General features: G+C 64.2%; 14 protein-coding genes, 1 tRNA gene and 1 pseudogene. 11 read left to right on the forward strand and 5 right to left on the reverse strand.

Features of this window, described 5'->3' with window-relative positions; translation table 11 throughout:
• Positions 1-128 precede the first annotated feature (128 nt).
• A pseudogene (locus tag ADADO0_RS17925) lies at positions 129-551 on the reverse strand (DUF6600 domain-containing protein); the annotation flags it as partial.
• 308 nt (positions 552-859) lie between these two features.
• Here ADADO0_RS17925 and ADADO0_RS17930 point away from each other — a divergent pair.
• The 4 genes from ADADO0_RS17930 to ADADO0_RS17945 all read left to right on the forward strand — a co-directional run bounded on the left by ADADO0_RS17930 (position 860) and on the right by ADADO0_RS17945 (position 4372).
• A complete protein-coding gene (locus ADADO0_RS17930; RefSeq protein WP_511306571.1) occupies positions 860-1840 on the forward strand; it encodes a tripartite tricarboxylate transporter substrate-binding protein in 981 nt (326 codons plus the stop codon).
• A 280-nt stretch (positions 1841-2120) separates the two neighbouring features.
• Positions 2121-2582 (forward strand): tripartite tricarboxylate transporter TctB family protein, encoded by a 462-nt coding sequence (locus ADADO0_RS17935; RefSeq protein WP_511306572.1) that lies wholly within the window; start codon positions 2121-2123, stop codon positions 2580-2582.
• A 10-nt stretch (positions 2583-2592) separates the two neighbouring features.
• Positions 2593-4092, forward strand: a complete 1500-nt coding sequence (locus tag ADADO0_RS17940) for a tripartite tricarboxylate transporter permease (RefSeq protein ID WP_511306573.1) — start codon at positions 2593-2595, stop codon at positions 4090-4092.
• A gap of 204 nt (positions 4093-4296) precedes the next feature.
• Positions 4297-4372 (forward strand) — tRNA-Lys (locus ADADO0_RS17945).
• Positions 4373-4936: 564 nt separating this feature from the next.
• Here the strand turns inward: ADADO0_RS17945 and ADADO0_RS17950 are convergent.
• Entirely contained in the window at positions 4937-5287 is a 351-nt protein-coding gene (locus ADADO0_RS17950; RefSeq protein ID WP_511306574.1) for a hypothetical protein, read from the reverse strand.
• A gap of 34 nt (positions 5288-5321) precedes the next feature.
• Complete coding sequence (locus ADADO0_RS17955; protein ID WP_511306575.1) at positions 5322-6905, reverse strand: sensor domain-containing diguanylate cyclase; 1584 nt, start codon at positions 6903-6905, stop codon at positions 5322-5324.
• Positions 6906-7145: 240 nt separating this feature from the next.
• Between ADADO0_RS17955 and ADADO0_RS17960 the strand changes: the two genes are divergently transcribed.
• A complete protein-coding gene (locus tag ADADO0_RS17960; RefSeq protein WP_511306576.1) occupies positions 7146-7535 on the forward strand; it encodes a hypothetical protein in 390 nt (129 codons plus the stop codon).
• A gap of 128 nt (positions 7536-7663) precedes the next feature.
• Here the strand turns inward: ADADO0_RS17960 and ADADO0_RS17965 are convergent, their stop codons facing one another.
• Entirely contained in the window at positions 7664-8644 is a 981-nt protein-coding gene (locus ADADO0_RS17965) for a hypothetical protein (protein WP_511306577.1), read from the reverse strand.
• Positions 8645-8812: 168 nt separating this feature from the next.
• On the opposite strand from ADADO0_RS17965, the gene ADADO0_RS17970 reads away from it, so the two are divergent.
• Both ADADO0_RS17970 and ADADO0_RS17975 read left to right on the forward strand, forming a co-directional pair.
• The gene (locus ADADO0_RS17970) at positions 8813-9154 is read left to right on the forward strand and encodes a hypothetical protein (RefSeq protein ID WP_511306578.1); all 342 of its coding nucleotides are present in this window, start codon (positions 8813-8815) and stop codon (positions 9152-9154) included.
• A gap of 228 nt (positions 9155-9382) precedes the next feature.
• Positions 9383-9658 (forward strand): hypothetical protein, encoded by a 276-nt coding sequence (locus ADADO0_RS17975; protein WP_511306579.1) that lies wholly within the window; start codon positions 9383-9385, stop codon positions 9656-9658.
• A 103-nt stretch (positions 9659-9761) separates the two neighbouring features.
• On the opposite strand, the gene ADADO0_RS17980 is transcribed toward ADADO0_RS17975, so the two are convergent.
• Positions 9762-11918: a flagellar biosynthetic protein FliO gene (locus ADADO0_RS17980; RefSeq protein WP_511306580.1), complete on the reverse strand. Its 2157-nt coding sequence runs from the start codon at positions 11916-11918 to the stop codon at positions 9762-9764.
• A 293-nt stretch (positions 11919-12211) separates the two neighbouring features.
• Between ADADO0_RS17980 and ADADO0_RS17985 the strand changes: the two genes are divergently transcribed.
• The 4 genes from ADADO0_RS17985 to ADADO0_RS18000 all read left to right on the forward strand — a co-directional run bounded on the left by ADADO0_RS17985 (position 12212) and on the right by ADADO0_RS18000 (position 16655).
• A complete protein-coding gene (locus ADADO0_RS17985) occupies positions 12212-14722 on the forward strand; it encodes a response regulator (RefSeq protein WP_511306581.1) in 2511 nt (836 codons plus the stop codon).
• Between the two features lie 322 nt (positions 14723-15044).
• Positions 15045-15410, forward strand: coding sequence for an NADH-quinone oxidoreductase subunit A (locus tag ADADO0_RS17990; RefSeq protein ID WP_511306583.1), 366 nt, complete (start codon positions 15045-15047; stop codon positions 15408-15410).
• On the forward strand, positions 15401-15985 hold the full coding sequence (locus tag ADADO0_RS17995; protein WP_511306584.1) for a NuoB/complex I 20 kDa subunit family protein: 585 nt from the start codon (positions 15401-15403) through the stop codon (positions 15983-15985). Before ADADO0_RS17990 ends, ADADO0_RS17995 begins: the two co-directional genes overlap by 10 nt.
• A gap of 43 nt (positions 15986-16028) precedes the next feature.
• The gene (locus ADADO0_RS18000) at positions 16029-16655 is read left to right on the forward strand and encodes an NADH-quinone oxidoreductase subunit C (RefSeq protein WP_511306585.1); all 627 of its coding nucleotides are present in this window, start codon (positions 16029-16031) and stop codon (positions 16653-16655) included.
• The last annotated feature ends 6 nt before the right edge of the window (positions 16656-16661 follow it).

Below are 16661 nucleotides of genomic sequence, written 5' to 3' on the forward strand. Positions count from 1 at the left end.
TCGACGTGAATGGCGAGATCCTCCGCCATGATGTCGCGCTCGGGCACGACGACCCAGCTTTCAGCCACCGAGGTCTCATATCGCTCGGGCACGCCCATGGCGTAACCAGGGCCGCTTGGCGCGATGGGCGCCCAGCCGATCTGGCCGCCGCCACGCCGCCATGTCACCCAAGCGGGTGCCCAGGTGTCGCCGGGGACCCAAAACCAGCCGTAGTCGGGGTCATATCCCCAGCGGCCGTAATGATACGTGGCCCAGGCAAACGGCTCGCCGGATTCCCAGTACCAGCCCGCGTCGGTCCACAGCCAACGCCCTTCCTGATACGGCCTCCAGCTGGCGTCCATGCCCGATGGCACCCAGACATATTTGTAGTCGGGATGCTGGACCCAGGTACCATGTTCCGCCAGCGGCTCGTAAAAGACATTGATATCGACCTTCTGTTGCGCTGAAGCCATCGCCGCCTGTGGCTGTTGCGCGAAGACCGGGCCGGCGAACGGCACGATGACAAGGCTCATGGCGAGCCCCGCAACTGCGAATGGTTTGCTGGCACGCATCCTTAATCCTCCTGCGTCGCGCTTGGGCGGCGGAGGCTTTAACCATGGCGGAAGGCTAAGGTTCCGCAGAGGGCTTGGAAGAATAATGAAGTCAAATCAATGCGGTTTGACAGGAAACGTGACGCAGTATGGGCTATTTTATGTCACCGGCGCTCGTGTTGCATTGCAACATAACGATCCGATTGATGCTAAAGTTATGGCACGAAAGTAAGAGCTGGACTTGACGGATGCCTCAAAGCCATTTTTGAACAAGGCGGGCGTTCGCTCGAAATATGACAAGAGCCGACCAGAGGGCTCGAGGAGGTTCTATGAAATTGAAGCACGCGGCCCTGGCACTTGCTGCTCTTGTCGGTCTTGCCACCACCGGCGCTCAGGCGCAGCCAGCTTTTCCGTCACGTCCGATCACAGTGATCGTGCCTTTCGCGGCCGGCGGACCGACCGACACCGTCGCCCGCCTCATTGCCGAATCCATGACCCACACGCTTGGCCAGCAAGTCCTGGTCGAGAACGTCGGCGGCGCTGGCGGCACCCGTGGCGCCGGTCAGGTCGCGAAGGCCGCGCCGGATGGCTACACGCTGTTGATCCACCACATCGGCCACGCCACCGCTGCATCGCTCTATCGCAAGCTGCCGTACAATGTGCTGACGGATTTTGAAGAGGCCGGGCTCATCACTCCGGTGCCGATGACCATTATCGGCAAGTCGACGCTTGAGCCCAAGACCCCGGCCGAGTTGGTCGAGTACATCAAGAAAAACAAGGAAAAGGTCACGTACGGCAATGCCGGTGTCGGGTCCGCATCGCACCTGTGCGGCATGCTGTTCATGTCCAAGGTCGGCGCTTCCATGACCACCGTCCCATACCAGGGCACGGGCCCGGCCATGAACGATCTCGTGGGCGGCCAGATTGACCTGATGTGCGACCAGACCACCAACACCACCGGCCAAATTCGCGGCGGCAAGGTGAAAGCTTATGCAGTGACCACGAAGGATCGCGTCAAGTCGCTGGGCGATCTGCCGACCCTCCAGGAAAGCGGCATGCCAGGCTTCGAAGTCACCATCTGGCACGGCATGTATGCGCCCAAGGGCACGCCCGCGCCGATCATGGATAAGCTCAATGCGGCGCTGAACGCCGCCCTTGAAGACCCCAAGGTCATTGCTCGCTTTGCCGATCTTGGCACCGAGCCGGAAGGCAAGGACCGTCGCAGCCGCGCGTTCCACAAGCAGTTCGTCGCGTCTGAAGTGGCGAAGTGGAAGCCGATCATTGAAGCGGCCGGCGTTTACGCCGACTGATCTGCACAGTTTGCCCGCCTTTCGCGGGCGCAAAGTGGAGTTTCAGGCGGGTGCAAGTGCATCCGCCTGTTGCACTTCAGGCACCTGGGAACCGCCTTAGAAATTCGCGTTGCTCAGTCTGCCCTAGCGGCAAGTGTTTACTTAGGGGACACATTGAACTTTCGTTCGACTTTCGCAACGTAGCCTTTATGTTCTGCGCCCAGGTCAGAGATCCAGCCGTAGGCGGGGTGCCCCGGCCAGCCGTGGCAAAAGCAATATGTCTTCCGGGGGAGGGAAAGTTATGAGTTTCATACGCAGTCCTAAGGACGTTTTATCAGGTCTCCTATTTATAGCCTTAGCATTGCTCTTTGGTTGGCAGGCTCTGACCTTGCCCATGGGCTCCTCGGTGCGCATGGGGCCGGGGTACTTCCCCATGGTCCTGTCGGGCCTGATGGCGTTCTTGGGCATTGTGGTGCTCATCAGCGGCTTGCGGTTCGAGGGTGACCGGGCGACATCGATTGCCTGGCGCGGCGTGATCATGCTGACCCTGTCTACGTTGTTCTTCGGCTTCGGTATGCGCCCCCTCGGATTTCTTCCGACCCTCGCCATCACCGTGTTCCTGGCCTGCCTTGCCAGCCAGAAATTTCATCTGGTCACGGCGCTCACCATCACCGGGGTAATGGTGGTGTTCTGTTGGGGTGTGTTCATTTTGGGGCTTGGCCTTCCGATCCAACTGGTCGGTCCGTGGCTCGGCGGATACTGAGGAGGGGCGCATGGAACTTCTTGATCATCTGGCGCTCGGCTTCTCCGTCGCCTTCTCTCTTCAAAACCTGATGTATTGCTTTATCGGCTGCCTCCTAGGCACGCTGATCGGGGTGCTTCCGGGCCTGGGTCCTGTGGCGACCATCGCCATGCTGCTGCCGATCACCTTCGGCCTGCCGCCGGTGTCCGCGCTTATCATGCTCGCCGGCATCTATTACGGTGCGCAATACGGCGGCTCCACCACAGCCATCCTCATCAACCTGCCTGGCGAATCCTCTTCCGTCGTCACGGCGCTCGACGGTCACCAGATGGCCAAGCAGGGCAGGGCAGGCGCGGCGCTTGCTACCGCCGCCCTGGGCTCGTTCTTCGCGGGCTGCGTCTCCACGCTGCTGCTCGCGGTCTTCGCTCCGCCGCTGGCGGATCTCGCCCTGAAGTTCGGTCCGCCGGAATACTTCGCCTTGATGGTGCTCGGCCTCGTCGCCTCGGTGACGCTGGCCTCCGGCTCGGTCATCAAGGCGTTGGCAATGATCGTGCTCGGCCTGCTGCTTGGCCTCTCCGGCCAGGACATCTACACCGGCACCCCACGCTTCACCTTCGACATCCAGGAACTGGCCGACGGCTTCGACTTCGTCGCGCTCGCAATGGGCATGTTCGGCGTGGGGGAAATCATCCGCAACCTCGAGGATGAATCCCAACGCACCCTGGTGGCAGCCAAGGTCACCAGCCTCATGCTGACCAAGGCCGAATTCAAGCAGATCATTGCACCCGTGCTGCGCGGGACGATCCTCGGATCGTTCCTCGGCATCCTGCCTGGCGGCGGCGCCATGCTGTCTTCGTTTGCGGCCTATTCGATCGAAAAGAGGATCGCGAAAGATCCGCGCCGCTTCGGCAAGGGCGCGATCGAAGGCGTGGCGGGTCCGGAAAGCGCAAACAACGCTGGTGCGCAGACCTCCTTCATTCCCATGCTCACCCTCGGCATTCCGTCCAACCCTGTCATGGCTCTGATGATCGGTGCTCTGATCATTCAGGGCATCACGCCGGGGCCGAACGTGGTGACAGAGAAGCCGGATCTGTTCTGGGGCGTCATCGCCTCCATGTGGATCGGCAATGCGATGCTGGTGATGCTTAACCTGCCGCTGATCGGCATGTGGGTGCGCCTGCTTACGGTGCCCTACCACATCCTGTTTCCGGCGATCATGGCGTTCTGCTGCATCGGCGTTTACAGCGTGAACAACAACACGTTCGACGTTTACACGATGGCGATGTTCGGTCTTGCCGGTTACCTGCTGGTGAAGCTGGACTGCGAGCCAGCGCCCTTGCTGCTCGGCTTCGTCATCGGCCCGATGCTGGAGGAATATCTGCGGCGCGCCATGCTGATCTCGCGTGGCGATCCCATGGTGTTCCTGACGCGGCCCATTTCCGCCGGCCTGCTTATTGTCGCTGCCATCGCCTTGACCGCTGTGCTGCTTCCCTCGGTCAGCAAGACCCGCGAAGAAGCCTTCAAGGAGTGAGGGGCGGTCCTCGCAAGAGGACCGTTCTCTGTCATCAAAAAATCAGGAGCGCGCCTGCAAGGTCGCGCTCCTTTTGTTTTCGCAGGATTTTTCCCAGCCTGTGGATGTTTCGCAGGAAGGTAGAGCTTCCCCGCATAACCCTATGGACACCACCTGGGGCCTCTGCTACACGACCACCTCCTCGCGGGGCCACGGCCTTCGAGAGGGCGCATAGCTCAGTTGGTAGAGCAGCTGACTCTTAATCAGCGGGTCCTAGGTTCGAGCCCTAGTGCGCCCACCATTAGTTCTAGACACTGTCAGTGTTGGAGCTTTGGTGGATTTTTTGGGTCTTCAAATAAGAGACCTGTAAAGCCTGATTAAGATCGGCTTTTAACCCAATATCCACAGTTATCGTTATCGCTCAATCTTGGAAGCGGCTAGCTCCAGTTAGGCAGCCGTTCCATTCGCTGTAGCGAATTAAAACGCTGGCGGTTATCAGTTCTGTAAAGTGGCGCCTTAAAAATATGCACGAATTTGCCCTGTACATCTCGTTTTAAGGGCCAGGGTGCTTTCCCCCATGCGTAGGGGAGGAGAGGTCTTGAAAGTGCTGAACGTTGTGACCGCATTACTCGTCGTCGGGGCGGCGGGAAATTCGGCGTTGGCAGGTTTTTCGAGCAGGACCACCTCACGCAGATGCTGGTGGGCGGGGAAGCACCGCTCGCGCAAGCATCTAGGAGATCCTTGGCCTTTCTGCGCTTTGGCAATTCGTACCGGTACTGGAATTGGCAGCTTCCGGAGATCGCGTGCGCTGATCTGCTTTTCCAAGGACAATGAATCTTGGGCGATGCCAAGGACGGCAATGGTCTCAGAAGTGCGCCGCGCTCGCTGCGGCGGCGATGGAAAACCCGAACACCACGACCGCAGCCGCCTTGTAGGAATGGTGCCGATAGCCGCGCGGCAGGGCTGAGCCGATCATGAGCCAGCAGCCACCGGCGGCCACCGAGAGGGAAATGAAAATTGCGATCCCTTCCAGCCTCGCGGCGTCCATCATGACGAAGGCGCTGACCGCCAACGTATAGCCTATGGCTTCCGCCAGAGGCAGGATGGCCGCGTTCCGCACTCCCATGACCGCGCCGGAGGGGGTGAGAATTGTATTGGTGGGACCGGGCGTCAGAAAAACCGCGAGGCAGGCCAAAACGTAGGGAATGACGGTCATTGCTCTGTTTCTGGCTCGCGAGGGTCACATTCACTCAATCGACCAACAGACCGCCAGAGCCTGAAGCGACGGTGCGGTTCCTGCCCGTCGCCTTGGCTTGATAGAGCGCTTCGTCCGCCAACTTCAGCAGTTCGGAGGCGCTGACGGGGCTGCTTGAATCCGTGGTAACGAGGCCGATGCTAACCGTGGTTCCAAAGCGTTGGCCGGTCTCGAACGAGAGGGAAAGGCGTTCCACTTCTCCCCGGATGCGCTCAGCGATCCGTCGCCCACTGGCGTCATCGGTCCGCGGCAGCAATACGGCGAATTCCTCTCCCCCAATGCGCGCCGCCACATCTGAGGGCCTTGCGGCACCTCTTTGAATCTGGCGCGCCAGCACACGCAAGAACCGATCGCCTTCCTGGTGGCCATAGGTATCGTTGATCCGCTTGAAATTATCCGCGTCGATAATGAGCAAGGTCAAAGGGGCGGGGTCCTGCGCCTTGTTGCGAAGCTCCGAGGCAAAGCACCACTCGAACGCGCGGCGGTTCAGCAGACCCGTCAGTTCGTCCGTGAGCGACATCTGCTTCATCATCTCTTCCATCTCCTTTGTGCGCATCAGCCCGAGTTGGAGTGCGCGCACGAGAATTCCGAGCGTGAGACAGAAGGCGAGGGTGAGGGGCAAAGTGACCAGGGTCTGCTGCCACCAGTCGGCATAAATTTCTGTGGTTGAAATTCCAACTGACAGCAGGAGCGGGAACTGGCCCACGCGGGAATGAATATAGAGCCGCTCACGCCCGTCGATGGTGGCGCGTCCCACGAATGAGACGGGCGATGTCAGCATGCGTTCAAAGATCGGCGAATGGCCGAGAACCAGGCCGATGTTGCCTCCGCCATCGGTGGAGGGGGTGCGCATGATCATGATCCCGTCCGTGCGAACCAGCGAAAGAATGCTGTCCGGCCCGAGGGTTACGGCCTTAAACAGGGATTGGAAATAAGCGAGGCGCACCGCCGCCATCACCACGCCGTCGAAGCTTCCGTCGGGTGCCGAGATGCGCCGGCTGATGGCTATGCTCGGATCGCCGTCACGCAGGCGGCTGCGGTAGGGGCGGCTGAGATATGTGCCGGAATTGCTGATTTCCTGGGCGCGAAAATAGTCTCGGTCGGCCAGGTCCACGCCTGGCGGTGCGTTGCCGCGCGAGTTGATGAGAATGTCGCCGGTCTTCGACAGAACCAGCATGGAGCCGAGGAATTCTGCGGTTGCGGAGCGGTCGAACAGCAGTAGGTCGCGCTGGCGCGGGGACAGTCCTTCCGTGTCGCCCTTTTCCAGCGCCTCCTGGGCGCCGAGGACGGAAAGGTCGACAATCGTTAGGTTTTTGTCGATGGCGTTTGAAATCGTATGGACGAGGTTCTCACCGGAGCGGACGGCTTCGTTCCATGCTTCCTGCCGTGCCTGCCAGATCATGAAACCCTGAATCGCGAGCACGGCCAGGATGATGAGCCAGGTCAGCAGCGGGACGACCGGGCCGCCGAACATCCACGTCGGGACTTTGGAGGTGGGACTTTGCGCCTCCGCGCCGACCGAGGCCGAACCGGATAAGCCGCTGATCTCGCTTTGTTTTAAGTCCCGCTTGGTCCGCATCAGTCCAAAGGCTCCGGGGGCGGGGAGATTTTGCTTTTCATTTGTCGCCGCAAACCCATGCGAGTAGTCGGAGGAAAAACTACTCGCTTAGGTAAAGCATATCAATTTCATGAAACTGTAAAGGTCAGGATTTCACCGGGCGAGGAAAATGCTTTGAAGCACAGTGCTTTGATGACCGCGAGGGTCACGCTAGGATCGTCTCAGGTCCCCGCAAGCCGGGACTTGGATGGAGGACGCCCCATGACAAAATATCTGATGCTGGCCGCTTTGGCGGTGCTCGCGTGCGCCCCTGCGCAGGCCCAGGATGCGGTCTCGCTGGTGGGGACGTGGACCGGCCACAGGGAGCGCGCGGCGAAGGTCGAGGGCTGGCGCGAGGGGACGGCGACCCTTGTTATTACTGAACAAAAAGGCATGACTTTCGTTGGGCACCTCAAGCGGTCGAACCCGGCGGGGGATGAGGATGAGCCGCTCTGGGGCGCCTTTACGCCGGGTGGTCGGCTGATCATGGGCGCGGACGAGGAGGGCAGCTATGCCTTTGATCTCGTGGATAAAAATACGCTGGATTATTGCTACACCGAGACCGGAAAAGCGCCCCGCGCGGTGTGCGCACGGCTGGTGCGCCAACGCTGACGACGCGGGTCCGCTGTGTGGATTTCGCTGTCGATGTGCCCTTGATCAACACGCCGCGACCCGCAGATCTACCCGCATGTCGATGCCGCCAAGCACGATGCAGGTCAACCCGGCGCGCGGCCTGACGATCAGGGGTGGGCGGAGTGATGGTGGCCGGCGCCGGGGTCGAAGCTGAGGGGCTCCGACGTGCCGCCGAAGTCCCGCCCGCCGCCATAGGTGGCTAAGGCGCAATCGCCGCAATCGGCGAAGGTGGAGAGCATGGCGGCGAAGAATGCGATCATGCCGGAGCGCAGAGGCTCCAGCAGGTGCACGCTGCCGGTCGCCGAGGGGGTGCGGGCGATCAGCCCCTCGGTCTCGGCCTCGCGCAGCAGTTTCAGGACATGGGCGCGGGAGACGAAGAACTGGCGCGCGAGGGCCGCGACCGGCACCGGCACCGGCTGCTCGGGCGGGAACACATCGCCGTCGGTGCCCGAGATGAGAAGGCTCATGACGATGAGGATGCCGGCGTCGCGCTCGGCGAAGACGGAGACCTCGGGCGCGAAGTGCAGCAGGCGCAGGCCGGCGTGGAAGCGCGAGCCGATCTCCCGAATCAGGATGCGGGCGAATTCCGGGTCGTCGATACGGGCAAGCACCTCCTCGGCGGGCGGATAGATCACCGCGAGCGCGCTCAGCAGCTTACGCCAGCGTGTGATCTGCTCGGAGAGCAGGCGCTGGGTCGGCGCAAGCGGGCGCTGACGCCGGTTGGCGCCGGTCTCGGGTCCCATGTCGAGATATCCCGCCCAGCGCATCAGCATGACCATGGCCTTGGCCCGCCCGCGGCTACAGACTCCGGTTTCCTGGCACAGGGTGGCGATGCGCGTCACGGTAAGGCCGACGCCGCGCTCGTCCGGGATGGCATCGAGATAGAGCACGAACAGGCCGAAGATCACCCGGCCACGGTCGTTGAGGATGCGGTTGAGGATGCGGTTGCCACGGTAAATCTGCACCAGGCCGCGCGCGCCGCGCTCCATGGCGGCGGGGAAGTCCGGACTGGCGCGAAAAATCTCCATCCGGGCTACGGATTTCGAGATCAGTTGCTCATCCGTCAGGGTGTCGCTCGGCTTGAACATGCCTCTCGTGCAATCCCAGCGTTCCGGCCGCATTTCTGCCCGTCGTTGTCTTATAGCGCGGACATCGCTCTCCTGACGAGGCGGGTTTGGCGCTAAACTGTCAAGAATCGCCATTGCCGCCGAAACCGGTGCGTTCTAGCTGCTTGGCCAACCTGATCGGGGGAACGCATGAAGTTCACGGGCACTATTGCGACGTTTGGAATGTTCCTGGGCCTCGCCCTGACTGCGGGCTCCGGCGAAAGCCAGGCCGTGGTCTATTGCAACGGCCCCGGAGTTCCGGTGGGCTGCGTGGCCCGGCCCGCGCCGCGGGTCGCCTATTGCACCCGTCCTGGGTATCCCAAGGGCTGCGTGGCCAATCCCAACGGTGTCGGCGTCCTGCCGGGTGCCGGAGCTGGCGCGGCGGGTGTCGGCCTTGCGCCGGGTGCCGGTGTAGGTGCGCCGGGTGTCGGTGCGCCTGGCTACGGCGGCGTGAACGCCGGCGGCCCGGTCAATCGCGTCGGGGTGCGCTGATCCCCGTGCCGGCATTCTGACGCGCCAAAGCTTGCTCGTGCACGCCGTGGTCGGCCTGCACGGCAGGCGGATCGGGTGACGCGTTCTCTTTTTAAGGACTGGGGCCGGGTTTCCCGACCGGATTGCTTCAATTCGGTCGCATTCGGCTTCCACGCCTGATCGCGGTGGTCCCGCGCGTTCGCAGACCATTCAATATGCAGACCATGCAATTCATGGGGGAGACCGATAATGTTGAAGATTACGGCCGCTGCCGCCAGCCTTTGCCTGTTGTCCTCGGTCGCGCTTGCAGACCGTCCGGCGGCTGACAAGTGCGCCGCTGGGCTCAGCACCGACGCCAAGACCATCTATACCTCGACGGCGGCGCAGGTCGTGCCCGGCGCCAATCTGCGTGACATCATCACCGCGCAGACCAAGGCACTGGTGAAATCCGGCGCAGTGCCCATGTCCAGCGCGCGCCCGGCGGCTGAAGCTGCGGGCAAGTGCCTGGCCATGATCAATGCCTGATAATTGGCGCGCGGCGTCCTAGCGACGCGGCGTGCGTGCTCTGAAACATAAAAAGCCCCGGACGGTGACGTCCGGGGCTTTTTAGTTTGGAGCCAGCAGCGCGCTATTTGCGCGCCGCCGGTTGGCGGCCGAGCAGGGTTGCCATCTCAGCTTCCAGATCGCCGAACGGGTCGAAGGAATCGGCGTCTTTGTCCTCGGGGGCCTGATGCGGCGAAGGCTCTGATTCAGCGACGGATGCCAACGCAGCAGCCTCCGCAGCCTGCGCGGCATCCTTCTTCTTGGCTTCCTCTTCGCCCTCGCCGGCCAGCGCCAGTTCAAGCTCACGCACGAGATCGGTTTCGTTGAGCCCCAGGCCTGCTGCGCTGATCGTGTCATGCGGGGCAGGGGCTGTCGCAGGTTCGGGTCTGGGCGCGGCGCGTGTGAATAGCGACGGCTGCGGCTCGGTGCGACGCGGCGGCGGGGCAGCGGATGACGCCGTAGCCCGCATCATGGGTGCGAAACGTGCCGGCGTCGGGCGCGACGGGTTGGGCGGCGGCACGTCTGCTGGCGGCGCCCCCGATGCGGGCTCGTCCAGCGCCTGGCCCAGGGACGCCTCCAGGCGGCTGGCAAGGTCGCCGATCTGGGGTTCGGTGCGCCCGGTCGGCGCCAGGGGGCCACGGGTCGGACGGCTCAGGCTGAACGCCGGAATGCGGCGGGGCTGCGGCTCGTCGGGCACAACGGGCGGCACATCGTAAGGCGCGCGCGGCGCCTCAACAGGGGTTTCCCGAGGCTCGCCGTGGAATGTCGCGGCGTCCTGCGGCCGTGCAACAGGCTCCGGCGCCGACACGAACGGCTCGGGAGCGAAAGCAACGGGCTCGGGCGCAACCGCGACCGGCTCCGGCGCAAAAATCACCGGCTCCGGCGCCACCGCGACGGGCTCGGGCGCAAGGGCCACGGGTTCCGGAGCGAAAACCACCGGTTCGGGCGCAAAGGCCACCGGCTCAGGGGCAAAGACCACCGGCTCGGGCACGAACGCGTCTGAGACCGGCTCCTCCTCCTTGAAGGGCGCGGGGGGCTCGATGATCGGCTCAGGCACGAACGCCACGGGCTCGTGCACGGGCTCTTGCTGGGGCGTGAATTCCGGCTCCCAAGCCGGCGGTTCCGAAACGGCGTTGGGTTCGGAGACTTCGGCAAACACCGTGGGTGCAGGCGCTTCGGGTTCGGGCGCCTCATAGGCGTGCGGGGCAGGGGCCTGCGCGACCGGCTCGTGCACGGCGTAGTCCGGCACGGCCGGTTCATTCGCGACCGGCTGCTCAATCATCGGCTCCGGCTCCACCGGCGCCGGTGTGACAGGCGCTCCAGCTACGGGCTCCTCCTCGACCGGCTCTGGCTCGACCTTTTCCAGCACGACGGGTTCAGGTTCAGGTGCCACCGGCTCAAAGGCCGCGAACGAGGGCTCGGGTTCCGCATGGGTGGTTTCCATCGCCACCGCCACCGCCACCGGCTCTGGCGCGGCGGGCGTGGGTTCCACGACAGGAAGCGGCGCCACGACGGGGTGGAAATCCGGGGCTGAGTCCAGCTCCGACGCGGCATCGGCGGGTTTGGGCTCCGGCGCGGGGCGGAAACGGCTGGCGAAAGAGGGTGCGGCGCGTGCGGGCGTGCGCTCGGGCAGACCGAGCGGACGCGGCGGGCGAAGACCCGCTTCACCTTCCGGGCGGAGCGGACGACGCGGGCTCAGCGGGCGGCGGGGTTCCACCGGGGCGAGATCGGTTTCCTCGAAACCAGGTGCGGCCTCAGGCGCGGCGAAAGAGATCGGTTCGGGCGCCAATGCGACCGCCTCGGGCGGGGCCGGGGGAGCGGATAGCGAAGGCGCGGCGGGGCGACGCGGAAATGCGTCCCGCGAGGTCGTGGGCTCGCGCAGCTGGGTCGCCTCGCGCGGCGCGGCGGCGTCCCGCTGCATCTCACGGGCACCAATGCCCTCGCGCGGAGACCCCCTGACGATGCCGGGTTCGACCACGATGTCGCCGCTTCCGCCGATCAGCAGGAGGTGCTCAACGTCATCGCGACGCACCAGCACCAGCCGGCGGCGCTGGTCGATCGCGACGCTGTCGAGCACCGCGAGACGCGCCTGCCGCGAACGCCCGCCACCGGCGCGGCCGCCGCCGTTGAGGCGGCGCACAATGAGAACGGTCAACCCGAGCAGGGCGACGATCACGATGGCTGCGATCGCAATTCGCGCCGGCAATTCGAGCTGCGTTCCGAGCAGGTCCTGCAACATCATGTCTCCTCTTCGCCGCGTGCGGCACCGGCCTGCATTGTCAAAACGCAGCCGTCCCAATACAGCAGCAGGCGCGCGCTTCCTATGGAGGCGGGCGCGAAGAAATTGTTGACCATCAGGCGCATAAATCAACCAATGCCGTAACTTTGCGTTAATTTCCGGGAATCGGCTGCTTGGCACTAAACCCGCTGGCGGCACGATAAAAGGGAAAATTCATGATTTTTGGCGCGCGCGGTGAACGCGCGGAGGGTACCAGCAACCGACTCCGATCGAAGAGGTTTGCGTCGCAGCGCGTTGTGGTCGGGGCCGCAGCGTTCATTGGCGGGCTGCTTGCCGTGGTTCTGCGGGATGGCGGCGGTTCGGCGATAACCGCCGTTCTGGCGGCATTTGCCGCTGTCGGCGTGTTCACGATTATAACATCTTCTGTGCGCCTTTGGCGCGGCGATGCGCGGCGCAATGATGATCTCGCGCGCACACTCCTCGCCGCCACCAGCGATGCCGTGGCAATTGTGGAGGATGGCGACCAACTCATCGAGGTGAACGGCCCCTATCTGCGCCTTTGCCGCAGCGGTGAGGGGCAGGCCCCCACCCCGGAGCGCTTTCTCAGCCGTATTCCCAATTCCCACGGGCCCGTGAGCGCGCTGCTACGCGCGATCGCGGACGGTACCCATGGAGTCCAGGCGTTCCCCTTCGATCCCGAGCCGGGTGGCCGGCGTCTCGTGGTGGCGGTCCATCCGCTTGAGGGCCTGCGCCGGGTGATATGGGTGCTGAGTCTCGGTGAGGCCGGCGGCCGTAAACTGTCCGGCGTTCCGGTTCCCGAACGCCCGTCCCGGCTTGCCGGCGTGCCGGCTCAGTCCGGCGTGTCTGCGATCGATCCCGACGGAGCCAGCGTGTTGACCTCCCTGTGGGAAGCGGCACCGGTCGGCCTGCTGCTGCTCTCGGCGGACGAGGGGCGCATTCCCAACGGCACCTTCGCGCGCTGGCTGGGATATGACCTCGCCGATTGGGGCACCGCCGGCATGCCGTTCGCGGAGATCGTGGATGGGCAAAGCGAAGCCGCCGTCCTCAAAGCCATCGGCAAGGGCGAATCGGGCGCGGCCGGCATGGACGTGGATTTCATCTGCAAGGATGGCTCGACATGGCCGGCTCACGTCTGGATCGGCGGAGAGGCGGGCGGCGAGAGCATCGTCGTCGTCGTGCCGCGCATGCTGACGCTGCCCGTGGTCCAACTCGCGCCGCCCTCGCTTGGGGCGGGCGGGCTTGGTGGGACCGCGACGTCCGGGACCGCGATGTCCGGGGGCGCGGAGGCGGCTTTCTTTGCGCGCTCTCCGCTTGCCATGGCGAGTGTCGACCGGGCCGGCCGCGTGCTGGAGGCCAATGGCAGCTTCGCGCGCCTGTTCGCCGGCAGCGGCCTGTCGGTGATCGGCACCAAGCTTGAGCGTCTCGTGATCGAGCGCGATGGACAGGCTGTGGAGCACCTGCTGCGCGATACCGTCTCCGGGCAGGTGGCGGTGTCTCCGGTGGAGGCTTCGATCGCGGGGGAGGGTGGGCGCTCGGCGCGGCTCTACGCGGCTCTGCTGGGGCCGAACGTGGCTGGCGTCGCGGTCTATGCCGTCGATACCACGGCGCAAAAGTCGCTGGAGGCGCAGTTCGCCCAATCCCAGAAGATGCAGGCCATCGGCCAGCTCGCGGGCGGCGTGGCGCACGACTTTAACAATGTGCTCACCGCCATCCTCGGCTATTGCGACCTGCTGCTGGCCAACCATCGGCCGAGCGACCCGTCGTTCCCCGACATCATGCAGATCAAGCAGAACGCGAACCGGGCGGCGGGCCTGGTACGCCAGCTGCTCGCCTTCTCCAGGCGCCAGACGCTGCGGCCGCAAGTGATCCAGCTGACCGACGTGCTCGCCGACCTCTCCATGCTGCTGCGGCGGCTGATCGGCGAGCGAATCGACCTGAAGGTGGAGCACGGCCGCGACCTGTGGCCGGTGAAGGTGGACGTGAACCAGTTCGAGCAGGTGATCGTCAATCTCGCGGTGAACGCGCGCGACGCCATGCCCGGCGGCGGCGCGCTGACCCTGCGCACCTCGAACATTACCGCCGCCGAGTGCGCCCGGTTCGGCGACGAGGGCACGCTCGCGCCGGCCGATTACGCGCTGATCGAGGTCACAGATACCGGCACGGGCATTCCGCCGGAGATCATGGACAAGATTTTCGAGCCGTTTTTCTCGACCAAGGATGTCGGCAAGGGCACCGGCCTCGGCCTGTCCACGGTCTACGGCATCGTCAAGCAGACCGGCGGCAACATCCTCGCCACCAGCGAGGCCGGGAAGGGCAGCGTCTTCCGCGTGTTCCTGCCGCGCCATGAAATGACCACCGAGGACGCGCTGCCGCCCCCGGTGCCCGAGCCGGACGCCCGCGCCGCCGACATGACCGGCCAGGGCACCATCCTGCTGGTGGAGGATGAGGACGCGGTGCGCGCCTTCGCCACCCGCGCTCTGGTGGCCCGCGGCTACAACGTGATCGCCGCCGCAAGCGGCGCCGAGGCGCTGGAGGCGCTCGACAAGCCGGACACGCCGCGCATCGATCTCGTGGTCTCCGACGTGATGATGCCGGAGATGGACGGGCCGACGCTGGTCAAGGAATTGCGCGCCCAGATGCCGAGCCTGAAGGTCATCTTCATCTCCGGCTATGCCAAGGAGGCGTTCGGCAAGAATCTGGCGGAAGGGGAGAAGTTCGCCTTCCTCCCGAAGCCGTTCTCGCTGAAGCAACTGGTCGCGGCCGTGAAGGAGGCGATGGGCGCCTGAGGCGCCCCTCGCGGCGGTGGACGGGCGCCGGGCCATACTGTCGCACCTGCCTTTCCCAGGCGGTGCGGCGCCCCTATCTGGTTTGCCCTCAAGGTGCCAGACGTGAGCTGGAATACATCCAATCCAGCGTCCGCGCAGGCTTTTCGCAGGTGCGGGAAGATGTCATGCTGCTGTGCAACATGAGGGGCTGGGAAGGTAGCGGGCAGCTTGCGCTTGCCACCTATCTGGCACTGCGGTAAGCCTCGCTCGTTTCGAATTACTCCAACCGAGGCGGGCGCGGTTTACGCTTCAAGCGGATCGCCCAGCGTCCCGAGGTGCGGACATGAATCTGCTGCTGCAGGATTATCTGCCGGTTGTCATCTTCATAGGCGTTTCGCTTGTGATCGGGCTGGCCCTGCTGGTGTCGCCATTTCTCGTGGCCTACAGCAACCCGGACCCGGAAAAGCTGTCGGCGTACGAGTGCGGATTCAACGCGTTCGACGACGCGCGCATGACCTTTGACGTGCGCTTCTACCTGGTGTCGATCCTGTTCATCATCTTCGACCTGGAGGTGGCCTTCCTGTTCCCCTGGGCGATTTCGTTCGGCGGGCTCGGAGACCTCGGTTTCTGGTCTATGATGATCTTCCTCGGCGTGCTGACCGTCGGGTTCATCTACGAATGGCGCAAGGGAGCACTGGAATGGGATTGACCCCTTCAGCCACGGCGCCGCTGGTGTCCCAGGCGCCGAAAGGCATCATCGATCCCTCGACCGGCCGCCCCGCGGGCGCGGATGATCCCTTCTACAAGGAGATCAACGCCGAGCTTGCGGACAAGGGCTTCCTGATCACCACGGCCGACGAGCTGATCACATGGGCGCGCACCGGCTCGCTCATGTGGATGACCTTCGGGCTCGCCTGCTGCGCCGTTGAAATGATGCAGGCGTCGATGCCGCGCTATGACGTGGAGCGGTTCGGCTTCGCGCCGCGCGCCTCGCCGCGCCAGTCGGACGTGATGATCGTCGCCGGCACGCTGACCAACAAGATGGCTCCCGCGCTGCGCAAGGTCTACGACCAGATGCCGGAGCCGCGCTACGTCATCTCCATGGGCAGCTGCGCCAACGGCGGCGGCTATTACCACTATTCCTACGCGGTGGTGCGCGGATGCGACCGGGTGGTCCCGGTGGACATCTACGTGCCGGGATGCCCGCCGAGCGCCGAAGCGCTGCTCTACGGCATCCTTCTTCTCCAGAAGAAGATCCGTCGCGTCGGAACCATCGAACGCTGATCGAGCCAAGCAATCGCCGCCGGACGGCGCGGGGAAAATGCGGATGGACGAAACCCTCAAGGACCTTGCGGTCCACATTTCCGGTATTCTGGGCAGCGCCGTGCGCGGCTCGAAGGTCGCCTACGGCGAGCTGACGCTGGACGTGGAGCGCGGTGAGATCGTCAAGGTGGCGACCTTTCTGCGCGATGACCCGAGCTGTCTGTTCGCTTGCATGATCGACATCTGCGGCGTGGATTATCCCGCCCGCGTGAACCGGTTCGACGTGGTCTACCATCTGCTCTCGCTGAAGCAGAACTTGCGCATCCGCCTGAGGGTGGAGACCGACGAAACCGGCACCGTACCCTCCCTCTGCTCGGTCTATGTTGGTGCCAACTGGTTTGAGCGGGAGGCCTACGACATGTACGGCATCCTGTTCACCGGCCACCCGGAACTGCGCCGCCTGCTGACCGACTACGGCTTCGACGGCCACCCCCTGCGCAAAGACTTCCCGACCACCGGCTACGTCGAGGTGCGCTACGACGACGAAGCCAAGCGGGTGATCTACGAGCCCGTGAAGCTGGCGCAGGAATTCCGCAACTTCGATTTCCTCTCCCCCTGGGAAGGCGTCGAATATGTGCTCCCTGGCGACGAGAAGGCTGCCTCGCAGCCCGGCGCCCCGAAGGCGGGCTGAAGGAGC

It is taken from the genome of Aquabacter sp. (assembly GCF_965279295.1).
GTDB lineage: Bacteria > Pseudomonadota > Alphaproteobacteria > Rhizobiales > Xanthobacteraceae > Aquabacter.

Bases quoted from the DNA above. Each gene is read 5' to 3' on its own strand.
- ADADO0_RS17930 (WP_511306571.1), top strand. From the start codon at position 860: ATGAAATTGAAGCACGCGGCCCTGGCACTTGCTGCTCTTGTCGGTCTT.
- ADADO0_RS17935 (WP_511306572.1), top strand. From the start codon at position 2,121: ATGAGTTTCATACGCAGTCCTAAGGACGTTTTATCAGGTCTCCTATTT.
- ADADO0_RS17940 (WP_511306573.1), top strand. From the start codon at position 2,593: ATGGAACTTCTTGATCATCTGGCGCTCGGCTTCTCCGTCGCCTTCTCT.
- ADADO0_RS17950 (WP_511306574.1), bottom strand. From the start codon at position 5,287: ATGACCGTCATTCCCTACGTTTTGGCCTGCCTCGCGGTTTTTCTGACG.
- ADADO0_RS17955 (WP_511306575.1), bottom strand. From the start codon at position 6,905: ATGCGGACCAAGCGGGACTTAAAACAAAGCGAGATCAGCGGCTTATCC.
- ADADO0_RS17960 (WP_511306576.1), top strand. From the start codon at position 7,146: ATGACAAAATATCTGATGCTGGCCGCTTTGGCGGTGCTCGCGTGCGCC.
- ADADO0_RS17965 (WP_511306577.1), bottom strand. From the start codon at position 8,644: ATGTTCAAGCCGAGCGACACCCTGACGGATGAGCAACTGATCTCGAAA.
- ADADO0_RS17970 (WP_511306578.1), top strand. From the start codon at position 8,813: ATGAAGTTCACGGGCACTATTGCGACGTTTGGAATGTTCCTGGGCCTC.
- ADADO0_RS17975 (WP_511306579.1), top strand. From the start codon at position 9,383: ATGTTGAAGATTACGGCCGCTGCCGCCAGCCTTTGCCTGTTGTCCTCG.
- ADADO0_RS17980 (WP_511306580.1), bottom strand. From the start codon at position 11,918: ATGATGTTGCAGGACCTGCTCGGAACGCAGCTCGAATTGCCGGCGCGA.
- ADADO0_RS17990 (WP_511306583.1), top strand. From the start codon at position 15,045: ATGAATCTGCTGCTGCAGGATTATCTGCCGGTTGTCATCTTCATAGGC.
- ADADO0_RS17995 (WP_511306584.1), top strand. From the start codon at position 15,401: ATGGGATTGACCCCTTCAGCCACGGCGCCGCTGGTGTCCCAGGCGCCG.
- ADADO0_RS18000 (WP_511306585.1), top strand. From the start codon at position 16,029: ATGGACGAAACCCTCAAGGACCTTGCGGTCCACATTTCCGGTATTCTG.